Below are 16952 nucleotides of genomic sequence, written 5' to 3'. Positions count from 1 at the left end.
GCTGTACACAATTTAGGTTATCTTCTAAAGAAAAAATTTAAATCAAAACTTATACTTGAATATAGAGATCCAGGTGTTTTTGGGTATAGATTAGTATTCGAAAATGAATTTGTATCTAAAATGCGTAAGTTTTTCTTAAGGAAAAAAGAAATAAGAAACCTAGAAAGTGCAGATTTATTGATTACTATTTCGGAATCCATAAAAAACTTTTTTCCAGAAAAATACAGAAGAAATATACAGGTAATTAGAAATGGTTTCAATAGTAATAAAATAGATTTTCAATTGATAAAAACTAATAAAGATCAATTTATATTGGCTTATTTAGGATCAGTTTATAGTGGGCAATTAGAAGATTTTTCTTTTTTTAATGCAATTAGAAAGTTTATTGATAGGTATAAAGTTTCTCCAGATAAATTCCTTTTAAAATTTATAGGTAGTGATAATAACCAGTTAAATAAGATTATAAAAAAATTTAATTTGGGAGCTTATACAGAATTGACTGCCAAAATGCCCATTGAACAGGCTTATCATGAATTATATACTGCTTCTATGTTTTTTCACTTAAGGTATGGTCATAGGAAAGAGGTCATAACAACCAAACAGTATGAATATTTGGCTTTTCAAAAGCCTATTTTATTGCCGATAAATGATCATGGTGATCTAGAAGAAAGTATAAAAAAATATGATGCAGGTTTTGTATGTAATAGTGAAGAGGAAATTATAAATATACTTAAAACGGTGTTTGATAATCATTTTAATGGAAATCCTATACACATTACTCGAACGGAGGAGGAGCTGTATGCATTTAGCAGACAGTCTCAAGAAGAGAAACTGATTAAACTTATAGACAAGCTTTAGACCATAAAGACAATGCTAATGAATAGTAATTATAAAACTAGATTTTATGGAAGATTATTATTTATGAGTGTTGTTTTTCTAATTCCTCTAATCCTACTGGTATATCTAGATAAAAATAGTAGTTATTCTGGTTTTGTTAACTCAATGATATCTGGTTACATTGCCGTAGTATTTTTTCTAATAATATATATTTTACTTTTTTGGTTAGTGGTCAAAATCATTAGCTTATTCTAAGTCTTTCTGCAAAAATTTGTCATCAATTTGCTTGTTTAATTTGGTTTTAGCCCCCAACTTCTTAATTTTTTCAACTTTTCCAATCAGGTTTCCACTACCATATTGAAGTTTTTTAAAAGCATCTTCATGTGCTTTTTGTGTTTGTTCAATATGTTTGCCTATTTTATCCATATCTGCTAAAAAACCCACAAATTTGTCGTACAAAGAGCCGGCCTCTTCTGCAATTTCAAAAACATTTTTATTTTGTCTATCTACCTTCCAAATACTTGCAATGGTACGCAAAGTAGCCAATAAGGTAGTTGGGCTTACCAATACTACTTTTCTGTCCCATGCATAGTTGAACAATTCGTGGTCTGCCTGTATGGTTACGCTAAAAGAAGATTCTATGGGAATAAATAATAAAACAAAATCTGGTGAATTGATCTGGTATAGGTGCTGATAGTTTTTGGAAGCCAAACCATCTATGTGGCTCTTAATGGAAAGTAAGTGTTGTTTAAGATATAAAAGCTTTTCTTCTTCCAATTCGGTATTGATCATTCTTTCATAAGCGACCAACGAAATTTTAGCGTCTACAATCAAGTTTTTTTCATCGGGCAGGTTAATGATCACATCAGGCTGTAATTTTGCGCCTTCGGCGCTATTAAGGCTTTTCTGAATATTATATTCCCTGTCCTTAACCAACCCAGAACTTTCCAATACACGTTCTAAGATAATTTCGCCCCAATTGCCTTGTTTTTTGTTATCGCCCTTTAATGCCCTGGTAAGGTTGTTGGCATCAACTTGTATCTGTTTACTTTGGTCCATTAATTGAAAAATAACACCTTTCAACTGACTTCTCTCGGCAGCCTCATGCTGATAAACCTTATCTACTTTTTCCTCGAAAGATTTGATATTAGCTTTCAGCGGATTTAAAATGTTGTCCAAGTTACTTTGGTTCTGTGCAGTAAACTTTGCCGATTTTTCGTCCAGTAGCTTATTGGCAATATCAGAAAACTCTAAGGTAAACCGTTGTTGTAGTTCTTGCAGGTTTTTTTGCTGTTGGTTAAATATCTCTTTTTGGGCTTTTAGGTTTTCTTCGGCACGGGTAGCCCTGGTATTTTCATTCAGTACAGCTGCCCGCTGTTGAACCAGTTCCTGTTGTAGTTTTTGATTTTCATCTTTTAAAAATTGTATAGAAAATAAGTCTTTTTCATTAACAGACTGCGATTTTCTAATTAAAAAAAGCACCTGAACAACCAATACAATAACCAGTAGAATAATAACAGCAATTTCCATGAACTTACAATTTATGCAAAATAACGAAATATTGGACTACAGATGTATTTGAAATAAGCTTAAATGCTATATTTAGCACATGAATAACCTTTTAGTTTTAATACAATGTAGAGATGAAGTAGGTTTGGTTTCGAATATTACCAGAATTTTGGCCAGCCACCAGCTCAACATTATTGCCATGCGTGAGTTTGTTGATGAAGAAGAACAACGGTTTTTTGCAAGAATATCATGTAGTGGGCATATAGAAAATGAAGATGTATTAAAGATAGAATTACAAAAGGCACTACCCCAAAGTGCGTTGATTGATGTGGTACCGAGAGCAGATAAAAGTATTGCAGTTTTGGTAACCAAGGAGTTTCACTGCCTGTCGGATATATTGATCAGAAATTATTTTAAAACACTAGGAGCGAAAGTTAAGTGTGTGATAGGTAACTATGAAAATTTAAAAGAGCTTTCAGAAAAATTAGATGTCCCATTTCATTATATCTCTCATGAAGGCGTAAGCAAAGCAGATTTTGAAACCTTAATTATAGAGCAGTTAGACCAATATGAACTGGATTATATTGTTCTGGCGAAGTTTATGCGTATCATATCCCCAACTTTTGTAAGTAGGTATAAACATAAAATTATCAATATACACCATTCGTTTTTGCCAGCTTTTATAGGAGCTAGTCCTTATCAACAGGCCTTTAAAAGAGGGGTAAAGATTATTGGGGCTACGGCCCATTTTGTTACCGACGATTTAGATGAAGGACCAATTATTAATCAACAGACTATTCACGTAAACCATACTTACGGAGCTAAACAAATGGCTATTGCAGGGAGAGAAATAGAAAAATCGGTATTGAGCAAAGCCTTAGAATTGGTATTTGATGACCGTGTTTTTGTAATAGGGAATAAGACCGTTGTTTTTGAATAAACGAATTTTTTGGAAGCGCAAATACAGTGCAATTATTATCCTTTTGTCCGGCTTTACGCTGCAATCCTTTTGTTATAATTAATGAAACCTGCGAGGGTTGAAAAACAAATAAAAAGTATTTCCGCTACAATCCGGGCTATTTACAAACATTAATAGCCTAAATGCTTACAAGCTATTCAGCACCATTTCCCCAGCTTCTGCTCCTGTTTGGCTGCCTATGGCTATACCCATTCCATTACAACGAACTGCACAAAAAACATGAGGTTCCACCTCTTCTATAATTGGATAAAGAGCAGGGCCGAAGGCCATAATTCCACTCCATTTCTGTTCTATTTCAAAAGAAGTGGTAGGTAAGATGACCTCTTTCAGTAAACGAAATAATGTATTCTGCACTAATGGTGTTTCACCAAATTGCTGCGTTTCTTCCGTAAAAAAATCCAAATTTCTTCCGCCACCTAGCAATAGCCTATTGCCAACATTTCTAAAATAATAATACCCTTTTTCATAATGAAAGGTTCCTTTTATTTTTAACTGGTTTATAGGTTTGGTAATAATGATCTGACCCCTGCCAGGTTTGAGGGCCAGTTGAGGTAAAAGCTGTGTGGCAAAAGCATTATTACAAAATAAAAGTCTTTTACCTCTAAAATTTCCCTGGTTACTTTCTATGTTAATGCCACTACTTTCTGCTCTATAACGAAGCACTTCACAATGGTTTAAAATAGAAATACCCAAGCCCGTGGCCTTCGCTATAAGTGCTTTCATCATCTTTCCCGGATCAAGTTGTGCTTCTAATGGGTTTTCAATTAAAGAGGAGACACCTTCAAAACCGAAAACTGTTGGGTTGGGGCCAATGGAAAAGGTGTCTTTTCTATCTACAATATCTGCTATCAATTGGTTAAAATGCCCAATTTTTAATACACATTCTTCCAATAATGTGGTTTGTTGAGAGGTAAAAAGTTCATAACCACCATAGTTTTTAAAATCAAGCTGTACATCGCCAACAATAGATCTTAACTTCTGCAGACCTTTCCAGCGTTTGCTGATTAAGCGATGAAGACCATCTGTACCACAGGTTTTTTCCTGTTCAATCAATTCAGAAATGCTGCCAAAACAGGCGAATCCAGCATTTTTGGTACTTGCACCAGCGGGTAAAAAACCCCTTTCCAATATGATTAAACTGCATTTTGGCTGCTTTTCCTTAATATAGATGGCCGCATTCAAACCTACTATACCACTACCCACAATCACTACATCGGCAGCGAAGAAACTGGTTTGTTCCCAATACGATAGGGACGTAAGATTCATGAGATTAAATGTAAAATTTTTATTTATAATAAATATGGGAACACTTTTTGATTTAGCGAAACGGAAACACAAACATTAATAAAATGGAAACGTATTTAATTTTGATAGTTCCGATACTTCTGCTTAGTATGTTTGTACAGTGGCGATTTAGAAATAAATTTTCGAAATATGCTGAAATGCAACTTAACTCGGGCTTTTCGGGCAAGGAAGTAGCAGAAAAAATGCTACACGATAATGGAATTTACAATGTAAAAGTATTGAGTTCAGAAGGACAGCTAACTGATCATTACAATCCGGCGGATCTGACGGTAAACCTAAGTACAGATGTTTATTATGGACGGAGCGTAGCTGCTGCTGCCGTTGCTGCACATGAATGTGGGCATGCTATACAACATGCCAAAAAATATAACTGGTTGCAATTTCGTTCTAATATGGTACCAGTGGTAAGCATCTCGTCAAACCTGTTGCAATGGGTATTATTAATAGGTATTTTACTCATAGGATTTACAGGTAATGCAATAGTGTTAGGCATAGGTGTAATTGGTCTGGCCATTATTACCCTGTTTAGTATTATTACCCTGCCAGTAGAGTTTGATGCAAGCAATAGGGCCTTGATCTGGTTAAAAAATAACCATAATATCATGTATACTACCGAAGAAAATGCACAGGCAAAAGATGCGCTTTGGTGGGCAGCAATGACTTATGTTGTAGCGGCGCTTGGTGCACTGGCCAACCTACTTTATTATGCCTCTATGTTATTTGGCAGAAGCAGGGACTAGTAAAGCTAAAAGGAGAGAGGATGTACAAAATTCAACTAAATGAAAGGTGTTTTTGTACATCTTTCTTTTTATATACTGGCATCAATAAGAATAGCCAGCTGTATGCAGGCTTTTTCTGACCGATTGCTCCAGGCATGATTTGCTCCCCGCTGTATTACAATATCTCCTGCATGTAGGAGGGTCTCTTCCTTATCCAGTATCAAATAAATTTCTCCAGATAATATAATGATGTAATCTAATGTATCCGTTTGGTGCATCAAAGGATGTTGACCATCCATTGGAGTGGCTATGCCTAGATCTTTGTCAGGCGGAATGTGTACATATCGAAAATAGGTTCCATTTTTAGGTGTATGTGGAAATGCGGTATTTTCAATTACTTTTTCTACCATTAAATTAGCAGGCATTTCGTGACTACTCCAAATATCAGAAATAATGAGCCCAGGAAAATGCTCAGATACATTAGTTACTGTTGAGTCTTGTTCAATAACAGATTTTCCTTCTTTAATACCAGTTACAATTCTTCTGGGGATGGTTTTTATAATATTCATGGACTACTAATTTTTATAATTAACTTTTTTCCTTTGGTCTGGTTATTTCGTAACCTGTAATGTGCTTTTTCTGCCATATTAGGATCTAGGTTTCCTATGATTTCTATTTGGGGCGGGAGAATTTTACCACTTTCTATCATAGATGAAATTTCAGCTAAAGACTCTTGATAATATTCATATTTCTTTTGGGCAGCATAATAGAAATGTGAGATGTTAATAATGGTGCAGCCCTTATCAAATAAAACTTCCCTAGCCACTGTAGTGCTTAGGGCCGTTATATCTACGTAAGTTCCATGATGTTTGAGAACCGAAGCTGCTGTTTCAGATAAAGTTTCACCTACGTTGTCCACAACAAAATCAAAGTATTGACCTTTATTCTGACCAATGAGGTAGGTGGGTAAGTCTGCTAATTTATAATTTACTATGTGCTTATCCTTTATGCCAAGACTTATCAGGTATTGTCTGCGCTCTTCATTTCCTATTGTAGTAAAAATATATTTATAGCCCTTTGCCAAAAATACTTTGAGCAACATGGCTCCCACTCCTCCCGAAGCTCCAGTAATTAATATCTTTTCATAGGGCTTGGCCTTCATGCGTTTAAAGGCCTGCAAAGCGGTAATTCCAGCAGAAGGTATGGCCGTGGCCTGTTCGAAAGAGATATTTTTTGGCATGTGTGCAATTACAGCCTCGGGAATGGAAAGGTATTCGGCATAAGATCCATTGGAAGCAAAGTTGCCTGTACTCCCAAAAACCTGGTCGCCTATTTTAAATTGGGTTGTGTTTTTTCCAAGAGCAGTTATTATTCCCGAAAACTCTCTTCCCAAAATAGGGGAATGCATTTTTTTTCGCTCATAAGGCCTTTCCCGCATTTGATAATCTATGGGATTAAAACTGGCTGCTTTTAGCTGTATAAGCACTTCTTCTTCCCTTGGCGTTGGTGTTTCAAATTCGCTTAATATAAGATTATTGGCCGCTGTTAACGTAATCGCTTTCATTTTTATGATTTTTTGACAAAATTAGCGGCACATTAGTTTACTTTGGTTATTAGTTAACAAGAGGTAACTACTAACCAAAAAGTAACCAATATGATAAAAACAGATAAAAATGGTCTAAAACGGGAAGCCTCCTGTGGCGAAGAGCTTTTGGCAATGCGTGATAGTTTAGAAATATTGGGAGGAAAGTGGAAATTGCAAATCTTACGTTACCTGACCAATAGGGCACACCAAACCAATCAATTTAAAAAGATACAACGGGAAATCGAGGGAATTTCCGCAAAAGTATTGAGTAAAGAGCTTAAGGACTTGGAAGATAACCTGCTTGTTACAAGAACCGTTCAAGATACGCGTCCAATTACGGTAGCCTATGCCATTACAGCCTATGGAAGAACAGTATTACCCGTTACCAATACATTGGTAGAATGGGGATTAAACCATAGAAAAAAAATTATAGAAAATAGATAACCTAGCTTTAGGTCGTATTCGGGAATTTGAAAGGATCGGGTATTATTGTAGAGAATATTTTACAATAACTATCCCAATATTGGGATGTTAAAAAAGATTTGTTATTAATCACAGAGGATGATAACAGGCGCAGTGAAATTATACATCAAATCAAAATACCCACTTCAGCAAAAGGTTTACATGCAGGAAATGAAGTGAAAAAATGATAATTCTAGTTAAGCTTATAGGGAACGATCAATTGAAATTCTGGTATTTCAACAATAAAATCGGTATCATCAATCATACGGTGCATTAGGTAGTGTCCGCGCATGCTACCAATATCTGTTTTTAAATTACAGCCAGAAACATAAGAATAGCTTTCTCCTGGCGCAATATTGGGCTGCACACCAACCACACCTTCCCCCTCTACCTCTCTTACCGTACCGTTAGAATCGAAAATAAACCATTGACGTCGCATTAATTGTATTTGATAATCGGTAAGATTTTCGATATGAATGCGATATGCAAACATAAAATGCTCATTAACAGGATTCGAGTGCTCATCCTGATAAATGGTATCGACCGTAATTTTGACGCCTTGAGTAATCGCTGTGACCATAGCATTATAATTATAATAAAAAAAATCTCTTCAATAATCAAGCCATTTCTGGGGAAGAAGCAACATTTATGTATTTGTGTGCAATTTCGTCTAATAGGGCATGTAAAATATCTATGTTTTCCTCCTTAACCAACTGTGTACGATAAGGTTTAAAGTCTGGTAGTCCCTTAAAATAATTAGCATAATGACGGCGCATTTCGAAGACCCCTACTTTTGGTCCTTTCCATTCAATAGACTTGGTTAAATGGGTACGACAAGCATAAATCCTCTCTTCTAGGGTTGGCCCAGGCAAACGTTCTCCAGTTTTAAAGAAATGTTTTATTTCCCTAAAAATCCAAGGATAGCCAATGGCAGCTCGGCCAATCATAATCCCATCTACCTCATATTCTAAACGCCAGTTGGCGGCTTTTTCCGGACTGTCTACATCTCCATTTCCAAAAATTGGGATTTTAATGCGAGGGTTTCGCTTAATTTCACGGATCAATGTCCAGTCTGCCTCTCCTTTGTACAGTTGTGCCCTGGTACGCCCATGAATGGTCAATGCTTGTATGCCTACATCTTGCAAACGCTCTGCCACCTCGTATACATTTTTAGTGTTATCATCCCAGCCTAGTCGGGTTTTTACGGTAACGGGCAAATGAGTAGCTTTTACTACAGCTTCGGTCATTTTAACCATCTTATCTATATCTTGCAACAGGCTGGCCCCAGCACCACGGCAGGCCACATTTTTAACCGGGCAACCGTAGTTGATATCCATAATATCTGGATCGGCAAGCGTAGCGATTTCCGTAGCTTCACGCATGCTTTCTATATCACTTCCAAAAATTTGGATACCTATTGGGCGTTCATATTCAAAAATATCCAGCTTTTGCCGACTTTTTGCAGCTGAGCGAATCAATCCTTCGGAAGAAATAAATTCAGTATACATCATATCTGCCCCACCCTGTTTACATACATAACGGAATGGAGGATCGCTCACATCTTCCATGGGCGCCAATAACAATGGAAAGTCACCCAAATCTATATTTCCTATCTTTACAGACATTTTCTATCTTCAATGCAAAATTAACAGCACAAAGTTACATATAAATAATGTATTCAAATTCAGCATACCGTCAGGAAAATAGCCCATTTATACAACTACTGTATGTATTTATGCTGGCCATACTAGGTCTAATTGTATTTGCAGTTATAGGTTTTTTGGTCATTTATCTTTTTTATGGCTTTGCTGGGTTCAAAGGCGCTATTTCTGGTGATTTGAAATATACAGGCGCTTTTAAAATTTTGCTGACTTCTCAACAGTTGGGACTTTTCCTATCGCCCGCCCTATTTTTGGGCATTGTAGAGGGAAGGAAACCACATCAATTTTATGGATTAAAGATTCCAAAAGGTAATTTACTTTTGTTGGTGGCTATTCTTTCAGTCTGTTGGATGCCTATAATGGGCCTTGTAAATGAGCTTAACCAAAAAATGGTTTTTCCAGATTTTTTAAAAGGACTGGAAGCATGGATGCGGGCAATGGAAGATGAAGGGGCAAAAACAACAGAAGCCATTTTGAAAATGAAGACCATAACCGATCTATTGGTCAATTTACTTGTAATAGCGATTGTTCCTGCAATTTGCGAAGAGTTTATTTTTAGAGGGGCCATTCAGCGAACCTTGTTCAGAATGATAGATAATCCGCATGTGGCCATATGGACAGCAGCCATTATTTTTAGCACAATACATTTTCAATTCTATGGTTTTGTGCCGCGAATGTTGCTGGGTGCAGCTTTTGGTTATGTTTATTTTTGGACCGGTAGCCTATGGTATGCCATTTTTGCCCATTTTCTGAACAATGCCTATGCCGTTTTTGTAGCTTTTTATCTACAGGTCAATAACTTATCTTATACCAAAGCAGATGATATACAAATGCCATGGTATGGTTATTTAATTAGTGTGATTTTAACCTTAGCTTTGTTCAAATTATTAAAGGATAGAACCGAAAATAAACTAGAAAGTACACCATAAAAAGGTGAATGCCCTAAAACTTACCATATATATACCTTAAACCTCGATACCTCAAATGAAGACAAGAGCTATTACCGCTTTCTTTTTTACCATTGTGATGCTAGGCTCTATTTTTTTGGGAGCTTATACCTTCTCTGCATTTTATTTACTGCTTAGCCTAGTGGCCTTGTTGGAATTCTATAAAATGGTAAAAATAGGAGGGATAAGACCACACCGCAATATAGGCGTAATGGTGGCTGCGGCAATATACCTTACTACTGCTGCCTATCATTTCTTCCAGTTTGAGCTGAAATACCTGCTGGTTATTATTCCTTTGATCTTTTCGGTATTTATTGCAGAATTATATAAAAAGAATAAAATTCCGTTTGCTAACATTTCCTACACTTTTGTAGGTTTTATTTATATAACCATTCCTTTTTGTTTTTTCTATTCCCTAGGTTTTTTGATCGATTTTAATCATTATAGCTATCATTTTCCTTTGGCTTTTTTGCTCATGCTTTGGGCTAATGATACAGGCGCTTATTTGTTTGGGATGAAACTGGGCAAAAGAAAATTGTTTGAGCGTCACTCTCCCAAAAAATCATGGGAAGGTTTTTTTGGAGGTGTTTTTACCAGTTTATTGGTTTCTGCCTTGCTTTCGCTACAATTTAAGGAAGTTGAGCCTTTGGTTTGGGCCGGTATGGCGGTGATCATTTCCTGTTTTGGTACTTTAGGTGATCTGGTAGAATCGATGCTAAAAAGGAGCTTGGAGGTGAAAGATTCGGGCAGTTTTCTACCTGGCCATGGCGGTTTTTTAGACCGTTTTGATGGCTTATTGATCGCAGCGCCTATTGTTTATGTTTATCTTTACTTGCTCATTTATTAGGAGCTAATTAACCCTACTTTTAAGTTCCTTGGTTATCTTCTTCAGTTGCGCTGAAAATATAATGACCAAAGGTAAAAAACAAATAGCTGTGGTACTTAGTGCACTGAATCCTTTTTTAATGGAAAGGATAATTCCAGAGATTGCCATTATGACCATCGAAATTGCCATTGCCCATACGATGATTTTCATAAATTTCGCTCTTTTCTCCAATTCTTGGGTAGCTATTTTTGTTAAGTCTTCTTGTGCCATGGTTCAAGTTTAGTAAAATTACTTAATAACTGCAGTAGGTTTTTTATTTTCATCTAGGGCTACAAAGGTAAAATCGCCATGAATGGCCAATTCCCTTCCTTCTGCATACATTTGCTCAATGTAAATTTCTACACCTACCTTCAAACTGGTATTGCCCACATGCACCACTTTTCCAACTAATTCTACAATTGTTCCAGCCGGAATGGCTTTTTTGAAATCGATCCGATCGCTACTTACCGTCACCATTTTTTGTCGGCTAAATCGGGTTGCGGTAATAAAAGCGACCTCATCCATCATGTGCATGGCCGTACCGCCAAACAAGGTATCATAATGATTGGTCGTGCTTGGAAAAACGGCTTTGAAAATACTGGTCTTGGAGCGTTCTATTTTTTCTTCTAATGTCATGGTCAAAGATATTTAAAAGCTACATAAGACTTACGAAGTTTCGAAACTTCGTAAGTCTAAGGCTAAACTATATTAATTGTTTCTCATGGTTTTAGCTGCTTCTACCATCTCTATCAAAGCTTTTTTGGTTTCGTCCCAGCCCCGGGTTTTTAAACCACAGTCTGGATTTACCCAAAGCTGCTCTTTGGGGATCACGGTAGCTGCTTTTTTAAGCAAATGGACCATTTCCTCTTGGTTAGGAACCCTGGGCGAATGGATATCATAAACACCTGGACCAATTTCATTGGGATAATTGAAATTGGCAAAGGCATGAAGTAGCTCCATTTGAGAGCGAGAGGTTTCTATGGTAATTACATCGGCATCCATGGCGGCAATACTGTCGATAATGTCGTTAAATTCCGAATAGCACATGTGTGTATGGATCTGGGTTTCGTCCATTACTGCGCTTGCCGAAATTCTGAAAGCCTTGACTGCCCAGTGAAGATAGTCTTTCCATTGGGCTTTACGGAGCGGCAAACCTTCTCTGATAGCGGGCTCATCAATTTGTATAATTTTAATACCGGCCTTTTCTAAATCCACCACCTCGTCTCTAATGGCCAAGGCAATCTGCATGCAGGTTGCCGATCTTGGTTGGTCGTTGCGCACAAAAGACCATTGTAAAATGGTTACCGGACCAGTTAACATGCCCTTCATATGTTTTGAAGTTAAGGACTGGGCATAGCTTGTCCATTTTACGGTCATGGCTTCAGGACGTTTAACATCACCATAAATAATAGGGGGCTTTACACAACGGGACCCATAGCTTTGCACCCAACCGTTCTGTGTAAACGTAAATCCGCTGAGTTGTTCCCCAAAATATTCCACCATATCATTCCGCTCAAATTCACCGTGCACCAAAACATCTAGGCCTATTTCCTCCTGCCAACGTACGGCTTTTTCCGTTTCTATGGCAATTAGCTGGTCATATTGTGCCTGATTAAAACTTCCTTTTTTTAATTTGGCCCGCCAACTTCTTACTTCAGGGGTTTGCGGAAAAGAGCCAATGGTCGTAGTGGCAAAGGCTGGCAATTTTAAGGCCTCTTGCTGTTTCTGCCTTCTTTCTTCAAAAATGCTAGAACGCGCTGCATCACCTTCATTTATGCTTTCGATACGACTTTTTACTGCGGCATTGTGAATTAACGGAGCTGTTTTTCTGCTTTGCTGTGCAAGCTTGTTTTGCACAAATTTTTCTTTTGCCGAAGTGAGGTCTTCATGATTTGCCAATTGCTTTAAGGTACTTAGCTCTGCTATTTTCTGCTTGGCAAAAGCCAGCCATTGTTTAATTTCTAAGGTTAAAACCTCTTCGTTTTTCTCATGCTCCAAATCAACGGGCGAATGTAGCAGGGAGCAAGAAGGGGCAATCCACACCCGATCTTTACCTAAATCTTCTATCGCCGTATTGATAGTGGAAAGCGATTTTTCAAAATCATTTTTCCAGATATTTCTACCATCTATTATACCTAGAGAAAGTATTTTTTCTTTGGAAATTTTTGCCATTACCTCGGCCAGCTGTTCGGGTGAACGCACCAAATCGACATGAAGGACATCTACTGGTAAAGAACAAGTTAGATCGGTATGATCTTCCAATCCGCCAAAATAAGTAGCCAGTATAATTTTTAGCTCGGGAAAAGCTTTTTTGATTTGCTGATAAACTGTTTGATAAGCTGATTTTTCCTTTTCTGATAAGTCCAATACCAAAAAAGGTTCGTCAAATTGTATGTATGTGGCACCCAAAGATTTTAGCCTGGTTAATATTTCTAGATAGACGGGGAGTAGATTTTTGATCAGATCAATTTTCTCAAAGCCAGCTTCCTTTTCTTTTCCCAGCAATAGATAGCTTACAGGGCCAATAAGCACAGGTTTAGTGACAATGCCCAATTGTTTGGCCTCGTAAAACTCATCGATAACCTTAGTAGAGAAAAGCTTAAAGGGCTGGTTTTTATAGAATTCGGGAACAAGGTAATGGTAATTGGTATCAAACCATTTGGTCATTTCCATGGCAATAACATCAAGACCCTCTTTCTGATAGCCTCTTGCCATGGCAAAATAAAGATCAAGCTCATTATTTCCTTCTTTTACCACCACCTGATTGTAGCGTTTGGGAATAGCACCGAACATTAGCGAATGGTCTAAAACCTGATCATAGAAAGAAAAATCATTGGAAGGAATAACATCTACACCGAGATTTTTTTGGAGTTCCCAGTTTTCCCTGCGGATGTTCTTTCCTACCTGAAGTACGTTTTTGTACCCCGTAGCGCCTGCCCAATAGCTTTCACAGGCCTTTTTTAGTTCTCGCTGGCTACCAATACGCGGATAGCCCAAATTTTGAGTTTGCATTTTAAAAGGGTTAAATGAATAAATATTTAAGCCCAACTTTAAATGATGCCTGCAAATAGTCTTGTGGAAAGTTGTAGATAAGCAGTGCCCTTCGGAATCTAAAAAATACCCCTGAGAGTCAATAAAAACCGTTTATGGCTAAACCTATCAGACCTGACCAATTGCCCTATTTCGCGAAAGCATCGTCAATTCGATAATGGCAGGTCTCCTGACTTATCCCCAAAACCACCGCCTTCCCATTCCAACGTAATTGGTACAGTGGCATTAATGATGGTTTTGTTTTCATTCCCCTTAGGGAGGAGGACTTACAGTTGCGCGACAGTTCGTGATTTGCACACGATTCCCTATTAATCTACAGCTAAGTAAAACCGTTATCGGTTGATGAAAATAAAGTTAAGAACTTACATCGGGGCTAAGTTATGCAATAGTGGTGAAGAAAAGAAGATTTAAATTGTCAAAGAGAAAATCGTTAACTCAATATGTATGATTGGGAAATCTTTGTACTAACTCTATTATCAAATTATTCTAAATCAACTCCTGAACCATTTTTAATTGTAAAACCATTTTTATTAAATGTTACTCCAACTGCTCTACTATAAGTACCTGTAACTATCACATTGCCTTGTAGTTGAACTGATCCGTTCCCACTGATATCTATGTTTGTATAATTGCCCCCATATAAATTATGGATAGTTCCTGCTATACTTATTAACACAATATTTTCTACATTCATGGTAAAACCATTAAAATTTATGGTGTTGGTGCCACCCCCCTGAATATTTAAAGTCTTAACATTTATATTTCCAGTTAGTGTTTTTAAGCCTCCATTCCAGAAATTAAGTAGATTGTAGTCGTGATGATATACTGTAGCGTTTCCCCTGTAAATCATATTGAAATCAGGGCAAGAGATGTTAAAGCCATTATTTACAATAGTTAGTGCAGAAGCATTAGATGCATCAAAGGTATCACATACTATATTGCCGGTAAGGGTCAACGTTCTTGTAGCTGTTGTTGTTCCAAAGGCCAGCGTTTCAAAATTACCAGATGGTAAATTAGCGCTTATCGTTCTAGCATCTGTATATCTGGTATATCCTGTTAAAGTAAACCCATTTAAATCTAGGGTGGCTGTACCGCTAAAATATAAATGTTCACAGCTAGTATTAGCAGTTAATTTCTTAGTCCCTGAATTAATTAAACGTAGCATCCGGTACCTACTGTCATCCGTAGCCCTAACATCTTGATTGGTTCCATTATATACAACTAAGCTGTCATTATAATCAGCTTTAAAAATACCTGTTGCCATTACGATTGCAGGAGTATAGATATTTAAGGTCGACTTAACTTGTAATTCAGAAACAGAGTTTTCTCCATAAATTGAATTATATATAGCTAATACAAATCCATTTTGAACTATTAGTATTTTGCCTGATATTATCTTTATAGGGCAGTTTGCATTTAAAAGCCTATTGCCAGTCATTAATGAATTGTTGCCATGGGTTTCAAGCACTAAGCAATTTATTACGTTAGTACCTGCAGAACCAGAACCAGCTGACAAATTACCATGAACCTTTATAGTGTAATTTGGTATGGCTATATTTTCAGCAGCGCCTAAAGAAAGATTACCAAGTATATTAATTGTACCTGACTTTGAAGAAGCTGTAGTAGTTGCATTAGCAAAACCGGCTTGAACAAAATTACCTACAGTCACATCAAATCCATCTGGATCAAATAGAGCTGTTCCTCCAAATCCACTACCCTGTCCGCCAACATATAAATCTGATATTACCACCAAATTAGCAGATAATGTTCTTTTACCTGAACCCAGTAATCTTAACCCATAATAGTTTAATGCGTTAATTACTAAATCACCAAGCCCTGTAAACACTAATATATTCATTCCAGATATTGATATATTACCTAAGACCGTGGCTAATCCACTTGTAATAGTCGTTGTAAAACTTCCTAATGATAAAGTGCCAAAATTTATTATATCATTTACTTGAAGACCCTGATTTGATGTAAAAGTAATTCCACCAGCTATTCTTAACTCTCTAACCAGGATCCCTACCTGCTGTAAACAGTTAGCTTTAATAATAGCAATATGATTGGCAGCAGGAATAACCCCCAAACTCCAATTGGCTGGATTAGACCATAAATTATTGACTGTACCCAAAAACTCATTAACCATATCGTTAATGATGATCCTATTACCTGCTATTATTCTTCCGCTTGATGTGACGATCATATTATATATTATACCTTTCTATTTAATAATGTTTGAAAACCATCCATGAGCTTTGTTAATTGCATGAGTTCTACTGGAGTTAAAAACGGTAATACACCCAACATACTTTTTCTTGAATTAGAACTTGAAGAAGTTGGAGAAGTTTCACCATATCTAAATGAATTTAGTGAAGTACCCACGCTAATATTTATACTTCCTGATATAATTGCATTATTACCATTAAATGAGAAAGTTGAAAAACCACCCTGATAATTTATTGCTGCACTACCAACATTTTTACCAAAACTCCTAAATATTTGTGAAGTTCCAGCTTGTCCTCTTATTCCTATTTGATTGTCAAATCTAAATGTTGTATTTAATCCTGCGAGTGTAATACTAGAGCCATCCCAAAATGAAGAAATTTCTGCCACGTCGTTTGATGTTGTTGGTTCAGATAAACTCATAATAACTGTTATATTATTTTGAAAACTATCATTATGTAATAAATCTGAGATAGCTCTACCTAATTTCCAACCATACCCATTATGATTTGGTGTTCCTGTACCTCCAATTTCAAAAGTTAATATCCTAGTACTCGGGTTAAATAAATTTAAAGCGTGTTGTGAGGAATTACCACCCACAAAAGGATGTAACATACCAACATTTTTACTTCTATCCCAGGCAGATGTGCTTTGTCCAGTATCTTTAATACTTTTCAACCCACTAACTAAATAATTTACGGCATACATTGCCTGTTCGGAAGTATATAGGCCATCCACATTTAAATTTGCTGGATTATTAATACCACTGGCATAGATAAAGTTTTCCGCATCCTTATCAAAGTCTA

At 36.7% G+C, this 16952-nt stretch carries 17 protein-coding genes and 1 riboswitch; of the genes, 6 read left to right on the top strand and 11 right to left on the bottom strand.

Annotation, left to right across the window (positions count from 1 at the left end):
* A partial coding sequence (locus JHD79_RS20745; RefSeq protein ID WP_199121274.1) for a hypothetical protein occupies window positions 1-858 on the top strand: 858 nt, incomplete at its 5' end.
* Between the two features lie 225 nt (window positions 859-1083).
* Here JHD79_RS20745 and JHD79_RS20740 read toward each other — a convergent pair.
* Entirely contained in the window at window positions 1084-2367 is a 1284-nt protein-coding gene (locus tag JHD79_RS20740; RefSeq protein ID WP_199121273.1) for a DNA recombination protein RmuC, read from the bottom strand.
* A 79-nt stretch (window positions 2368-2446) separates the two neighbouring features.
* Here JHD79_RS20740 and purU point away from each other — a divergent pair, with 79 nt between their 5' ends.
* Window positions 2447-3286 (top strand): formyltetrahydrofolate deformylase, encoded by an 840-nt coding sequence (gene purU / locus JHD79_RS20735; protein WP_199121272.1) that lies wholly within the window; start codon window positions 2447-2449, stop codon window positions 3284-3286.
* A 165-nt stretch (window positions 3287-3451) separates the two neighbouring features.
* Here purU and JHD79_RS20730 read toward each other — a convergent pair whose 3' ends face one another.
* Window positions 3452-4591: an FAD-binding oxidoreductase gene (locus tag JHD79_RS20730; RefSeq protein ID WP_199121271.1), complete on the bottom strand. Its 1140-nt coding sequence runs from the start codon at window positions 4589-4591 to the stop codon at window positions 3452-3454.
* An 83-nt stretch (window positions 4592-4674) separates the two neighbouring features.
* Between JHD79_RS20730 and JHD79_RS20725 the strand changes: the two genes are divergently transcribed.
* Window positions 4675-5370, top strand: a complete 696-nt coding sequence (locus JHD79_RS20725; protein ID WP_199121270.1) for a zinc metallopeptidase — start codon at window positions 4675-4677, stop codon at window positions 5368-5370.
* A 68-nt stretch (window positions 5371-5438) separates the two neighbouring features.
* Here the strand turns inward: JHD79_RS20725 and JHD79_RS20720 are convergent, their stop codons facing one another.
* Both JHD79_RS20720 and JHD79_RS20715 read right to left on the bottom strand, forming a co-directional pair.
* The gene (locus tag JHD79_RS20720) at window positions 5439-5918 is read right to left on the bottom strand and encodes a cupin domain-containing protein (protein WP_233164811.1); all 480 of its coding nucleotides are present in this window, start codon (window positions 5916-5918) and stop codon (window positions 5439-5441) included.
* Window positions 5915-6913, bottom strand: coding sequence for an NADP-dependent oxidoreductase (locus JHD79_RS20715; RefSeq protein ID WP_199121269.1), 999 nt, complete (start codon window positions 6911-6913; stop codon window positions 5915-5917). The genes JHD79_RS20720 and JHD79_RS20715 overlap by 4 nt, the downstream gene beginning before the upstream one ends.
* 90 nt (window positions 6914-7003) lie before the next feature.
* On the opposite strand from JHD79_RS20715, the gene JHD79_RS20710 reads away from it, so the two are divergent.
* Window positions 7004-7378: a helix-turn-helix domain-containing protein gene (locus tag JHD79_RS20710; protein ID WP_199121268.1), complete on the top strand. Its 375-nt coding sequence runs from the start codon at window positions 7004-7006 to the stop codon at window positions 7376-7378.
* Window positions 7379-7589: 211 nt separating this feature from the next.
* Here JHD79_RS20710 and apaG read toward each other — a convergent pair whose 3' ends face one another.
* Together apaG and dusB are read right to left on the bottom strand one after the other, a co-directional pair.
* Window positions 7590-7976 (bottom strand): Co2+/Mg2+ efflux protein ApaG, encoded by a 387-nt coding sequence (apaG, locus tag JHD79_RS20705; protein WP_199121267.1) that lies wholly within the window; start codon window positions 7974-7976, stop codon window positions 7590-7592.
* Between the two features lie 37 nt (window positions 7977-8013).
* Entirely contained in the window at window positions 8014-9021 is a 1008-nt protein-coding gene (gene dusB / locus JHD79_RS20700; protein WP_199121266.1) for a tRNA dihydrouridine synthase DusB, read from the bottom strand.
* A gap of 47 nt (window positions 9022-9068) precedes the next feature.
* On the opposite strand from dusB, the gene JHD79_RS20695 reads away from it, so the two are divergent.
* Entirely contained in the window at window positions 9069-9986 is a 918-nt protein-coding gene (locus tag JHD79_RS20695; protein ID WP_199121265.1) for a CPBP family intramembrane glutamic endopeptidase, read from the top strand.
* 55 nt (window positions 9987-10041) lie between these two features.
* Window positions 10042-10851 carry a phosphatidate cytidylyltransferase gene (locus JHD79_RS20690; protein ID WP_199121264.1) on the top strand — a complete coding sequence of 270 codons (810 nt, stop codon included), beginning with the start codon at window positions 10042-10044 and terminating at the stop codon, window positions 10849-10851.
* A 3-nt stretch (window positions 10852-10854) separates the two neighbouring features.
* Here the strand turns inward: JHD79_RS20690 and JHD79_RS20685 are convergent, their stop codons facing one another.
* The 5 genes from JHD79_RS20685 to JHD79_RS20665 all read right to left on the bottom strand — a co-directional run.
* The gene (locus tag JHD79_RS20685; RefSeq protein ID WP_199121263.1) at window positions 10855-11100 is read right to left on the bottom strand and encodes a hypothetical protein; all 246 of its coding nucleotides are present in this window, start codon (window positions 11098-11100) and stop codon (window positions 10855-10857) included.
* Between the two features lie 18 nt (window positions 11101-11118).
* Window positions 11119-11505, bottom strand: a complete 387-nt coding sequence (locus JHD79_RS20680; RefSeq protein ID WP_199121262.1) for an acyl-CoA thioesterase — start codon at window positions 11503-11505, stop codon at window positions 11119-11121.
* A 72-nt stretch (window positions 11506-11577) separates the two neighbouring features.
* Window positions 11578-13881, bottom strand: coding sequence for a 5-methyltetrahydropteroyltriglutamate--homocysteine S-methyltransferase (gene metE, locus JHD79_RS20675; protein ID WP_199121261.1), 2304 nt, complete (start codon window positions 13879-13881; stop codon window positions 11578-11580).
* A gap of 180 nt (window positions 13882-14061) precedes the next feature.
* A riboswitch (cobalamin riboswitch) is annotated at window positions 14062-14269 on the bottom strand.
* Window positions 14270-14401: 132 nt separating this feature from the next.
* The gene (locus tag JHD79_RS20670) at window positions 14402-16126 is read right to left on the bottom strand and encodes a hypothetical protein (RefSeq protein WP_199121260.1); all 1725 of its coding nucleotides are present in this window, start codon (window positions 16124-16126) and stop codon (window positions 14402-14404) included.
* 8 nt (window positions 16127-16134) lie between these two features.
* Window positions 16135-16952: hypothetical protein (locus JHD79_RS20665; RefSeq protein WP_199121259.1), on the bottom strand; the 818-nt coding region annotated here is incomplete at its 5' end.

The organism is Pedobacter sp. ASV28 (assembly GCF_016428855.1).
In the GTDB taxonomy this organism is placed as follows: Bacteria; Bacteroidota; Bacteroidia; order Sphingobacteriales; family Sphingobacteriaceae; genus Pedobacter.
The sequence above is the reverse complement of the archived record's forward strand: the minus strand, read 5'-3'. Positions and strand labels throughout refer to the sequence as shown.

What these genes read in the sequence shown, in the direction of transcription:
- JHD79_RS20740 (WP_199121273.1), bottom strand. Translation starts at nt 2,367, where the DNA reads ATGGAAATTGCTGTTATTATTCTACTGGTTATTGTATTGGTTGTTCAG.
- purU (WP_199121272.1), top strand. Translation starts at nt 2,447, where the DNA reads ATGAATAACCTTTTAGTTTTAATACAATGTAGAGATGAAGTAGGTTTG.
- JHD79_RS20730 (WP_199121271.1), bottom strand. Translation starts at nt 4,591, where the DNA reads ATGAATCTTACGTCCCTATCGTATTGGGAACAAACCAGTTTCTTCGCT.
- JHD79_RS20725 (WP_199121270.1), top strand. Translation starts at nt 4,675, where the DNA reads ATGGAAACGTATTTAATTTTGATAGTTCCGATACTTCTGCTTAGTATG.
- JHD79_RS20720 (WP_233164811.1), bottom strand. Translation starts at nt 5,918, where the DNA reads ATGAATATTATAAAAACCATCCCCAGAAGAATTGTAACTGGTATTAAA.
- JHD79_RS20715 (WP_199121269.1), bottom strand. Translation starts at nt 6,913, where the DNA reads ATGAAAGCGATTACGTTAACAGCGGCCAATAATCTTATATTAAGCGAA.
- JHD79_RS20710 (WP_199121268.1), top strand. Translation starts at nt 7,004, where the DNA reads ATGATAAAAACAGATAAAAATGGTCTAAAACGGGAAGCCTCCTGTGGC.
- apaG (WP_199121267.1), bottom strand. Translation starts at nt 7,976, where the DNA reads ATGGTCACAGCGATTACTCAAGGCGTCAAAATTACGGTCGATACCATT.
- dusB (WP_199121266.1), bottom strand. Translation starts at nt 9,021, where the DNA reads ATGTCTGTAAAGATAGGAAATATAGATTTGGGTGACTTTCCATTGTTA.
- JHD79_RS20695 (WP_199121265.1), top strand. Translation starts at nt 9,069, where the DNA reads ATGTATTCAAATTCAGCATACCGTCAGGAAAATAGCCCATTTATACAA.
- JHD79_RS20690 (WP_199121264.1), top strand. Translation starts at nt 10,042, where the DNA reads ATGAAGACAAGAGCTATTACCGCTTTCTTTTTTACCATTGTGATGCTA.
- JHD79_RS20685 (WP_199121263.1), bottom strand. Translation starts at nt 11,100, where the DNA reads ATGGCACAAGAAGACTTAACAAAAATAGCTACCCAAGAATTGGAGAAA.
- JHD79_RS20680 (WP_199121262.1), bottom strand. Translation starts at nt 11,505, where the DNA reads ATGACATTAGAAGAAAAAATAGAACGCTCCAAGACCAGTATTTTCAAA.
- metE (WP_199121261.1), bottom strand. Translation starts at nt 13,881, where the DNA reads ATGCAAACTCAAAATTTGGGCTATCCGCGTATTGGTAGCCAGCGAGAA.
- JHD79_RS20670 (WP_199121260.1), bottom strand. Translation starts at nt 16,126, where the DNA reads ATGATCGTCACATCAAGCGGAAGAATAATAGCAGGTAATAGGATCATC.